Source organism: Methylobacterium sp., assembly GCF_019745455.1.
Taxonomy (GTDB): Bacteria; Pseudomonadota; Alphaproteobacteria; order Rhizobiales; family Beijerinckiaceae; genus Methylobacterium.
Genome location: NZ_JAIETD010000117.1, coordinates 1 through 10,024, shown reverse-complemented (window position 1 = coordinate 10,024; position 10,024 = coordinate 1). Strand labels below are relative to the sequence as shown.

Genomic DNA, 10,024 nt, shown 5'->3' with positions numbered 1-10,024 from the left:
ATAAACATCAACCCCTGAACCTGGGTCACTTCTCAACGAAAACGCCGGGTCAACTCTCAGCGGAAATCAACAGTCGGTGTTCTTCGTCGTGAACGGAACGCCCGGAGCCGCGAAGAGCTGGGTCTCGTTCGGGTAGAAGTAGTAGATCACGCCGAAGTCGAAGGCGAACTTGTCGAAGGTCGGGCGGATACCGGCGACGAGATCGAACTCCATGTCCGGCCTCGTGGGCAGGCGGGTCTGATAGGTCGCAAAGCCAGTATAGGCGAAGTTGTTGAAGTACTGCGCCTCGAAGAAGGTCTGATAGCTGCCCTGCCGGTTCGACTGCGAGATACCGCGGAAGTTATAGTCGGTCTGGTATCTGCTGCCGAAGGAGAAGCCGATGAGGGGTGTGGGCGCCTGCGCCTCCACCGGCATGACCTTGGGTGCGGCCAGATCGGCGGCATAAGCCTGGCCCAGGGTCAGCAAAGCGGCAACCGAAGCAGCAACCCCCTGCTTTAACAGCGTCGACATCATGGAAATCAGCCCCTTTTAGAAGTTGACCAGAAGGTGCCGGAAGTGCCTGGATTGGGCAAAACTAACTTTCGTGCATTTGCACATGAAATAGGCAAATGAAGGTGTGTCCGTTGCGTTGCGAACGCTCTGTTGTTTTGCCGCCTCATTCCGGCCGTCGAACCGGCCAGTTCCTGCTCATTCGGGCTCGGGCATTTCGCACGCTGGTTCCGCTGTAACCGAAGGCCAGGGGCTGCGGCGAGCTGAGATCTCGTTGAATCGCAAAGGCCGCTCTCCGGCCGGTCGAATGGGTACCCTTCGAACGAAAGAACCGGCTCCGTGGGGACGAAGCCGGTTCTTCTCGATGACCGGGGAGACCGTAACGAGCCCGCCGTTGGCGGGCTGCCGTCAGATCAGTAGTTGTAGGCGCGCTCGCCGTGGTCGGCGATGTCGAGGCCCTCGCGCTCCTCGTCCTGCGTCACCCGCAGGCCGATGGTCAGGTCGACGAGCTTGTACAGGATCGCCGAGCCGATGCCCGACCACAGGATGGTGAAGCCGACGGCCTTCGCCTGGGCCAACATCTGCGTGGTCATGTCATAGGCGCCGACGGCGAGTTCACCAGGCTTGGACGTGTAGTCGGGCAGGCCCGCGCCACCGAAGTCCTGGCTCACGAGGATGCCGGTGGCCAACGCACCGAGGATGCCGCCGACGCAGTGGACGCCGAACACGTCCAGCGAGTCGTCGTAACCGAGCGCATTCTTCACCGTGGAGCACATGATGAAGCAGAGCGCTCCGGCGACGAGGCCGAGTACGACCGACCCCATCGGGCCGGCGAAGCCCGCAGCCGGCGTGACGGCGACGAGTCCGGCGATAGCGCCCGAGAGCATGCCGAGCAGTGACGGCTTACCCTTCAGCAACCATTCGACGAACAGCCAGGAGAGCGCGGCCGCGGCGGTGGCGACGAAGGTGTTGATCATCGCAAGGCCGGTGGTGCCGTTGGACTCGAGGTTCGAGCCGGCATTGAAGCCGAACCAGCCGACCCAGAGAAGCGAGGCGCCGATGGCGGTCATGGTCAGCGAGTGTGGGGCGAGGAGGTCGCGGCCGTAGCCGATACGCTTGCCGAGCATCAGGCAGCCGACGAGGCCCGCGATGCCGGCGTTGATGTGCACGACGGTGCCGCCGGCGAAATCGAGGGCGCCCCACTTGAAGATCAGGCCGGCGTCGGCGTTGACCGCGTCGAGAGCGTCCTGAGCCGCCTTCTTCGAGGCTTCGTCGGTTGCGGCGGCGAGAGCCTTGGCGGCGTTGCCGACGGCATCCGGGCCGCCCCAGTACCAGACCATATGCGCCATCGGGAAGTAGATGAGCGTGGCCCAGAGGATCATGAACACCACGAGCGCCGAGAACTTCATGCGTTCGGCGAACGCACCGACGATGAGGCCGGGCGTGATCATCGCGAACGTCATCTGGAAGCAGATGTAGACGTATTCGGGGATGACGACGCCGTTCGAGAAGGTCGCGACGGTAGAGTTGCCGTCGACCCCCTTCAGGAACGCCTTGGAGAAGCCGCCGACGTAGTCATTGAGGCCGCCGCCGTTGGTGAAGGCCATGCTGTAGCCGAAGAACACCCATAGCAGGCAGACGATGCAGGCTATGGCGAAGACCTGGGTCAGCACCGAGAGCATGTTCTTCGTACGCACGAGGCCGCCATAGAACAGGGCGAGGCCCGGCAGCGTCATGAGCAGCACCAGGGCGCTCGAAACGAGCATCCAGGCGGTGTCGCCCTTGTTCGGGACGAGAGCTGGCGCTGCGGGAGCCGCCGCCGGAGCGGCTTCCACCGCCGGCGTTTGCGCGAGGGATGGCTCGATCATGAGGAGGGCCAGCGCGGCACCCCCCATCCCGAGCGCCAGGGCATTGCGAAGCTTCATGGAAACGAGACTCCCGGTCGCGGTGCGATAAAGATGATGTGACGTGAGGGTGGTTCGTGAGGGCCGCGAAGCGGCCGCAGGAAAGCCGGTCTTGAATCATGCCGGGCTAGAGCGCGTCGGCGTCCGTCTCGCCTGTGCGGATGCGCACGGCCTTTTCGAGGGGAAGGACGAAGATCTTGCCGTCGCCGATCTGGCCTGTGCGCGCCGCGGCGGCGATCGCGTCGATCACCGTTCCGGTCACGTCGGCGGCCACGGCGACTTCGATCTTGAGCTTGGGCAAGAAGCTGACCGCGTATTCGGCGCCACGATAGATCTCGGTGTGGCCCTTCTGTCGGCCGTACCCCTTCACTTCCGTGACGGTAAGACCGTGAACGCCGATGCCGGTCAGGGCGTCGCGCACCTCCTCCAGCTTGAACGGCTTGATGATAGCCATCACGATTTTCATGGGCGGCGCCCCCTTGTCCGAGTTGGCCCGGAGACCCGTCGCGATCTTGCAGCGTCGCGACCGGACGGTCCGGTTGTTGTCGAGCGGGCCGACACGGCTCCGCTCGCGCCGCCCTCATTCAAGGACTATGCCACGGTAGCGATTGAACATCCGCGAGAGGTTGCCCAGAAAATCATCCACTCTGGCGTTGGAAGGAGCGAGGCGCCTGTAGGATCAGCCGAAATATGGTTCATCCAGATGATAAAAAGCGCATCATGGCGATCGATTAGGCACTATCATCGAGCGTCAGCGGTCAAGCTCCGCTCCGCCGAGGTCGGATCATCCCTTCCTGTGCCACCGAGGCAACGAGGCGCCCGTCGCGCGTGAAGATCATCCCCCGAGCAAAGCCGCGAGCGCCGCCGGCGCTGGGGCTGTCCTGCGCGTAGAGAAGCCAGTCATCGGCCCGGAAAGGCTGATGGAACCACAGGGCGTGGTCGAGGCTCGCGGACTGGATCAGGCCGTCGAAGACGGTCTGCCCATGAGCGATGAGTGTGGCATCGAGGAGCGTCATGTCGGACGCGTAGGCGAGGACCGCCCGATGGATCGCCGGGTCATCGGGCAAGGCGGCAGCGGCTCTGAGCCAGACGTGGAACCGCGGCGCCTGCGGCTGGCGCCGGAGATAGCGCTCCACTTCGACGGGCCGCAGCTCGATCGGGCGCTCGCGCCCGAAATAGGCGAGGACCGCGCTGGGGATCGCCCCGCCGGCCTTCGCGGCGATCTCGCGAGAGTCCGGCAGCGTTTCGGGGGCAGGCACGTCCGGCATCGGCATCTGATGCTCCACGCCCGTCTCCAGGTCGTGGTAGGAGACCGACATGGCGAAGATGGCACGACCGTGCTGCTTGGCCACCACGCGGCGGGTGGTGAAGCTGCGGCCGTCCCGGATGCGCTCCACCTCGTAGCCGATGGGCTCCTTCGGGTCGCCACCGAGGAGGAAATAGGCGTGCAGGGAATGCGGAGGGCGCGTGGCCGGGACGGTTCGCGTGGCGGCGACCAGGGCCTGGGCCACCACCTGCCCGCCGAAAACGCGGGGCCAGCCGATCGTCGGGCTATGGCCACTCCAGGAGTCTTCGGCGACCTGCTCGAGGTCGAGGACGTGGAGGAGTTCGGTGACGATGCCAGTCATGCGGCTGCGAGGTCCTCGACGAGATCTTCGGGTGAGCGTCTTGAGCTGAGAGGCCTTGGGCTGAAGGGCCTCGGGCTGAACGTCATCGCGCCCGGCGACCGATAGGTTGCCGACATAGCAGCCCGCGAGGTTGAATCCACGCGATTCACGGCGTCGATCGCCCACCTTGTCTCGGGGCGCTCCGGGTGACACCGTCGTTCGGGACAGGCAACGAGGTTGATGCGATGAGCGGCGACACGGCCAAATCCGGGACGACGGGTCCCAACGTGACGAGACCGTCGCGGACCCTTCTCGTCGCAGGCGCCGGCATTCCGGGCCTCGTCCTCGCCGTAGCGCTCAAGCAAGCGCACGCCCCTGCCCTCGACGTCGTTCTCTGCGATCCTGCACTGGAGGCCGGCGGCACACGCCATCGTGGGCGGGCTTATGCGGTCGCGGCGGCAGGCCGGCGCCTCTTCGAGCGCCTCGGCATCTGGCCGGCGATCGCCGGCGCCGCCGAGCCGATCCGAGACATGGCGATCAGCGACAGCCGCCTGCACGATCCGGTGAGGCCGGTCTTCCTCACCTTCGCTCAAGACGGGGGTGCTGAGCCCGGCGAGCCCTTTGCTCACATGGTCGAGGCGGAGCCGCTGGTCGAGGCGATCCTCGCCGCCGCCCGGGCTTGCGGCGTCCGGCTCGTGGCGACCGGTGTTGCGCTCGCCAATCCGGAGCGCGGCCGGATCGCCGTCACGCTTACGGACGGCAGCCGTCTCGACGCGAGTCTCGTGGTCGCGGCCGACGGGGGGCGATCGCGCCTGCGCGAGGCTGCAGGAATCGGGTGGGTCGGCTGGTCCTATCCGCAGGTTGGGATCGTCGCCACGGTGGCTCATGAGCGAACTCACGAGGGCCGGGCATTCGAACATTTCCTGCCGAGCGGCCCCTTCGCGATCCTGCCGCTCGTGGAGGGCGGGTCCCTCGGGCACCGCTCTTCCATCGTGTGGACGGAGCGTGCAGGGGACGTGCCGGCGCTCCTCGGCGGGTCGGCCGAGGAGACGCTGGCGGAGGTCGGGCGGCGTTTCGGCGATCGGCTAGGCCGAATCGCCATCGAGGAAGCGCCGAAGGCCTATCCCCTTGCGTTCGGCATCGCCCGCAGCTTCAGAGCCGAACGGCTTGCGCTCCTCGGGGACGCGGCGCACGTCATCCATCCCATTGCCGGCCAGGGCCTCAATCTCGGTCTCGCGGACGTCGCCGCCCTCGCCGAATCCGTCACCGACGCCCTCCGCCTCGGGATGGACCCCGGTGCGGCGGACGTCCTCGCTGCCTACGAGCGCCGACGCCGCTTCGATACCCTCGCCATGGCCGCGGCCACGGACGGGCTGAACCGCCTGTTCTCGAACGACGTGCTGCCGGTGCGCTTGATGCGCGATCTGGGCCTTGGCGTCGTCGACAGGCTGCCGGGCTTGAAGCGTCTCTTCATCGGCGAGGCGGCCGGCGGCGGCAGGAATCTGCCGCGTCTCCTGCGCGGCGAGGCGCTCTGACCGCCGCGGCCTCAGATGTGCACCATGCTTTCCTAGCGCGAGGCTTCCTCGCGCTAGGACCTCGCCTCAAGTCTTCTTGTTGGCCTTCTCGCGCTCGATGCCCTCGAGGATCAGGCGATGGGCTTCGGCCTTGTCGCCCCAGCGCACGATCTTGACCCATTTGCCGGGCTCGAGATCCTTGTAGTGAGCGAAGAAGTGCTCGATCTGATGAATCGTGATGTCGGGCAGGTCGGTGTAGTTCTCGATCCGGTCGTAGCGCATCGTCAGCTTGTGCGACGGCACCGCGATGATTTTCTCGTCCTCGCCGGCATTGTCCTCCATCACGAGCACGCCGACGGGTCGGACGCTCATGATTGCGCCGGGCGCGATGGCGCGAGTATTCGCGACGAGGACGTCGCACGGGTCTCCGTCGCCGGAAAGCGTATGCGGGATGAAGCCGTAATTTCCCGGATAATGCATCGCGGTATAGAGGAAGCGGTCGACCACGAGGGCTCCGGCCTCCTTGTCCATCTCGTACTTGATCGGCTCGCCACCGATCGGCACCTCGATGATCACGTTGACGTCGTGGGGCGGGTTCTCTCCGATCGAGACGGCGTCGATTCTCATTGTTCGTCCTCTCCCAGGGCGGTGCCGGCCCTGGCCAGCGTTGTGCGCTTCTTAAGGGGCTTGCCCCCTCAAGCAAATTCGACACGACGCATTCTCATGACAATACTGAATTTTCGATAGACGTCGCCTCAGCGACCGCGGCGCCTCCAGCGCGATGCGAGGTCGTTCCAGGTGCGCTCGATCCAGCGGGCCGCCCGCTCCAAGGGCACCTTGAGGCCGGGGATGTCTTCGCTGAGAAGAGCGAGACCCAGCGGAAGCATCCAGAGGCCGAGGATGGGGAGAATCGAGAAGATCCCGCCGAGGATGAAAAGGATCGCAGCAGCGAGCCTGAGCCAGAAGCGCGATGGCTCTCGCAGCCAGTCGACTCCCCGGTGGATGCGGTCCGGAAGTTTCCCGCTCAATCGCTCGACGCGCGCATCCCAATCCGCAGCCGTAACGTCCATCGCCGAACTCCCTTCATGGCGGCCGCCTTTTCCTCGCGGACCGGTGAGAGAACGGACGAGGCCGGCGTAGCGTTCACCCGAAGCGGAAGCCGACCTTCGGCAGGGGTATGCCGGCGAGCCGTTCGATGGCCTTTCCGGCCACCACGCCGCCCTGTCCGACATAGAAGGCCCTCGCCCGCTCGTTGTCGGCGAGCGACCAGACCCCGACCTTCGCCATTCCGCGATCGGCGAGATCGTTGCGGATCGCCCTGAAGAGGCGCCTCCCGAGGCCGAGGCCCTGATACGTCGGAGCGATGTAGATCTCGTCGACCTCGCCGGCAGTCCGCAGGGTACCGCCCCGCGCCCGGCCGTAGGAGGCATAGCCGACGATGGTGTCTCCGGTCTCGACCACCGCGAGGGGCCGCCCCCGCCGGGCGGCGGCGTACCACCAGGCAGGTCCGCGCCGAGCGATCATCTGCTCCAGGCAGACGCCCGGGATGATGCCGCGATAGGCCTCGCGCCACGTCTCGTCGAACACCTCCGAGAGCCGATCCGCGTCCTCGGTCCGGGCCCGGCGGATGCTGGTGGTGCTCGTGCTCATGACGGATCCCCGGAAGACAATCGTGGAAGAGCCAGACCGCATCGAAGGACAGGATACGGGCGAAGGCAAGGCGGAAACGCGCACGCAAGCGCGATGCCGGTTCGATCGCGTCGCGTTGCCCGCAATCGGGTCCGCTGTTAGAGCCGCATTGCTACTCCCCTCGGACCTCGCCTGGCCCCCTCCCCCGTGTTCAAACGCTTCCTGAAGCCAGAGACCCGCTATGCGAGGCGCATGGCCCGCATCGCCCGGTTCGAGCAGCCCATCGCCGGTCCGGTCTCGCGCATGAAGGCCTGGGCCAACATGCTGCTCGTCGATCACGGCATCTTTCGGCTCGCCTATCTCAACCATCACAGGATCGGCCAGGGCAAGATCTGGCGGTCGGCCCAGCCGAGTCCGCATCAGCTCGCCTGGTTCCGCCGGCGGGGCGTCCGCACCGTGATCTCCCTGCGCGGCGGGCGCGAGCACGGCTCATGGCCGCTGCAGCGGGAGGCCTGCGAGCGCGAGGGACTGACGCTCGTCGAGTTCGTCCTGCGCTCGCGCGAGGCACCGTCCCGCGAGACGATCCTGGCGGCCAAGGACTTCTTCGCGGGGCTCGAATACCCGGCGGTCATGCATTGCAAGTCCGGCGCGGACCGGGCCGGCCTCGCCTCGGCCCTCTACCTCATCCTGCACGAGGAACTGACTGTCGCCGAGTCGACGCGTCAGCTCTCGGCCCGATACGGCCATTTTCGCTTCGCCAAGACCGGCATTCTCGACGCCTTCTTCGACATGTATCGTCGCGAGGGCGAGGCGAAGGGCCTCGATTTCCTGACCTGGGTCGAGACCGAGTACGACGCCGGCCGCCTGACCCGGGAGTTTCGGGCCGGCTTCTGGTCGGACTTGTTCGTCGACCGGGTGTTGAAGCGGGAATAGGCGCTACTCCGCCGCCTCGCGCGACGCCTCGCGGAACGGATGGGCCGGATAGGTGCCGATGATCCTGAGCTCGCGCGAGAAGTAATCGAGTTCGTCGAGGGCGCGAGCGAGGCCCGGATCATCCGGACGGCCGTCGACCTCGGCGTAGAACTGGGTCGCCGAGAACTGGCCCTCCACCATGTAGCTCTCGAGCTTCGACATGTTGACGCCGTTGGTGGCAAAGCCCCCGAGCGCCTTGTAGAGTGCGGCGGGGATGTTGCGCACGCGGAAGACGAAGCTCGTCACCGCAGGCCCGTCATCCACCGGCACCATCGGCTCGGGCGAGAACACCACGAAGCGGGTTGTGTTGTGGCTCTCGTCCTCGACGTCGCGCTCCAGGATGTCGAGGCCGTAGACCTCGGCCGCCAGTGCCGGGGCAAGGGCTGCCCGGCTCTGATCGCGTGCCTCCATCACCTCACGCGCGGCTCCGGCGGTATCGCCTGCCACCACCGCCTTGAGCCCGAGCCTGCGGATGAGCCGGCGGCACTGGCCGAGCGCGTGGATGTGGCTGTGAACGCTCCTCAGCGCATCGATCGGTGTTCCCGGCAGGACCATCAACTGAAAATGGATCGGCAGAAAGTGCTCGGCGATGATGTGGAGCGGCGAGGTCGGGATCAGGTGGTGGATGTCGGCGACGCGCCCCGCGATCGAGTTCTCGATCGGTATCATCGCGCGCGCCGCCCGCCCCTCGGTCACCGCCGCGAAGGCGTCCTCGAAGGTAGCGCAGGGGAGCGGCGTCCAGTCCGGATAGGCCTGAGAGCAGATGATGTGCGAGTTGGCGCCGGGCTCGCCCTGGTAGGAGATGGTGGTGTCGGTCATGTCGCTCAGTTCAGGCGGCGGGCGGCGATGAGGGCGCGGGCGCGCTCCAGGTCGGCGGGCGTATCGACGCCGAGCGGCAGGTCGTCGACGACGATGGCGTCGATGCGCATCCCCGCCTCCAGGGCGCGGAGCTGCTCCAGCTTCTCGCGCTGTTCGAGTTCGCCGGGCGGCAGGGCCATGAAGCGCCGCAGCGCTCTCCGTCGATAGGCGTAGAGGCCGATATGGTGGAAGAACGGCCCGTTGCCCCAGGGTGCCCGTCCCCGGGTGAAGTAGAGCGCGCGCAGCCGGTTCGGGCCGACCTCGTGTCCGACGAGCTTGACCACGTTCGGATCGTCGGCTTCCGCTTCATGGGTGATCACCGCGCATAACGTCGCGATGTCGACCGCCCGGTCGGCGAGCGGCATGATCGAGGCGCCGATCACGCGCGGATCGATGGTCGGCAGGTCGCCCTGAACATTGACTACGACGTCGTGGTTGCCCTGAGGATCGATGATGTCGAGGGCCTCGGCGAGGCGGTCGGAGCCGGAGGGGTGATCGGGGCGGGTCAGCACAGCGACGCCGCCGAGTGCTTCGATCGCCGCAATGATCTCGTGCGCGTCGGTCGCCACCACCACGGGGCCGATGCCGGCTTCGACGGCGCGGCGCCAGACATGGGCGATCATCGGCTGGCCGGCGATGTCGGCCATCGGCTTGTTCGGCAGGCGGGTCGCCGCCATGCGGGCGGGAATGAGGACGAGAGGATCCGACATCTATCCCTGGCTTTGCAAATCCCGGTTTTCTCGAGGGGCCATGGCCTGTCCGGCAGCGCTCGCCGTACAGCCCACGCCTAACAGCAAGCGGTGGTTATCAGCGGCGCGCGGGCTTGTCATCGCGGCCGATGCGAACCAGCCCGCAACACTTGGCGTGCGACGTCAAGGAATTCGATTCCGGCATTGTCAAGATCGACCCGGAGCGGCTAAGCACCCTCAATCTTTTCTAAATGTCCGGCGTGCGACGTGGAGCCGGGCCCTACCTGTCTGGTTGCGGAACGTCATTGGGATGTGGCGCGTTGGGCGATCAAGGCCTATGCGTGGCGGTTTGAGGGTGTGCA

11 protein-coding genes are annotated in these 10,024 nt (G+C 66.3%); 2 read left to right on the top strand and 9 right to left on the bottom strand.

From position 1 onward, the window contains the following. Positions 1-66 precede the first annotated feature (66 nt). From K2Y56_RS21020 to tesB, 4 genes are all read right to left on the bottom strand, one after another. Positions 67-510, bottom strand: coding sequence for a TorF family putative porin (locus tag K2Y56_RS21020; RefSeq protein ID WP_292512297.1), 444 nt, complete (start codon positions 508-510; stop codon positions 67-69). A gap of 392 nt (positions 511-902) precedes the next feature. Beyond that, on the bottom strand, positions 903-2,414 hold the full coding sequence (locus K2Y56_RS21015; RefSeq protein WP_292512294.1) for an ammonium transporter: 1,512 nt from the start codon (positions 2,412-2,414) through the stop codon (positions 903-905). A 106-nt stretch (positions 2,415-2,520) separates the two neighbouring features. Then, positions 2,521-2,859 carry a P-II family nitrogen regulator gene (locus tag K2Y56_RS21010; RefSeq protein WP_292512291.1) on the bottom strand — a complete coding sequence of 113 codons (339 nt, stop codon included), beginning with the start codon at positions 2,857-2,859 and terminating at the stop codon, positions 2,521-2,523. Between the two features lie 292 nt (positions 2,860-3,151). Then, positions 3,152-4,021, bottom strand: coding sequence for an acyl-CoA thioesterase II (gene tesB / locus K2Y56_RS21005; protein ID WP_292512288.1), 870 nt, complete (start codon positions 4,019-4,021; stop codon positions 3,152-3,154). 224 nt (positions 4,022-4,245) lie between these two features. Here tesB and K2Y56_RS21000 point away from each other — a divergent pair, with 224 nt between their 5' ends. Then, entirely contained in the window at positions 4,246-5,535 is a 1,290-nt protein-coding gene (locus K2Y56_RS21000; RefSeq protein ID WP_292512285.1) for an FAD-dependent monooxygenase, read from the top strand. A gap of 66 nt (positions 5,536-5,601) precedes the next feature. On the opposite strand, the gene ppa is transcribed toward K2Y56_RS21000, so the two are convergent. The 3 genes from ppa to K2Y56_RS20985 all read right to left on the bottom strand — a co-directional run bounded on the left by ppa (position 5,602) and on the right by K2Y56_RS20985 (position 7,164). Further along, positions 5,602-6,141: an inorganic diphosphatase gene (gene ppa / locus K2Y56_RS20995; protein WP_292512283.1), complete on the bottom strand. Its 540-nt coding sequence runs from the start codon at positions 6,139-6,141 to the stop codon at positions 5,602-5,604. A 128-nt stretch (positions 6,142-6,269) separates the two neighbouring features. Then, positions 6,270-6,584 (bottom strand): hypothetical protein, encoded by a 315-nt coding sequence (locus K2Y56_RS20990; protein WP_292512280.1) that lies wholly within the window; start codon positions 6,582-6,584, stop codon positions 6,270-6,272. A gap of 73 nt (positions 6,585-6,657) precedes the next feature. Next, entirely contained in the window at positions 6,658-7,164 is a 507-nt protein-coding gene (locus K2Y56_RS20985; protein WP_292512277.1) for a GNAT family N-acetyltransferase, read from the bottom strand. A 186-nt stretch (positions 7,165-7,350) separates the two neighbouring features. On the opposite strand from K2Y56_RS20985, the gene K2Y56_RS20980 reads away from it, so the two are divergent. After that, entirely contained in the window at positions 7,351-8,076 is a 726-nt protein-coding gene (locus K2Y56_RS20980; protein WP_292512274.1) for a tyrosine-protein phosphatase, read from the top strand. 3 nt (positions 8,077-8,079) lie between these two features. On the opposite strand, the gene K2Y56_RS20975 is transcribed toward K2Y56_RS20980, so the two are convergent. Continuing rightward, positions 8,080-8,934 (bottom strand): prephenate dehydratase, encoded by an 855-nt coding sequence (locus K2Y56_RS20975; RefSeq protein WP_292512271.1) that lies wholly within the window; start codon positions 8,932-8,934, stop codon positions 8,080-8,082. A gap of 5 nt (positions 8,935-8,939) precedes the next feature. After that, on the bottom strand, positions 8,940-9,683 hold the full coding sequence (locus K2Y56_RS20970) for a 3-deoxy-manno-octulosonate cytidylyltransferase (protein ID WP_292512268.1): 744 nt from the start codon (positions 9,681-9,683) through the stop codon (positions 8,940-8,942). Positions 9,684-10,024 lie beyond the last annotated feature (341 nt).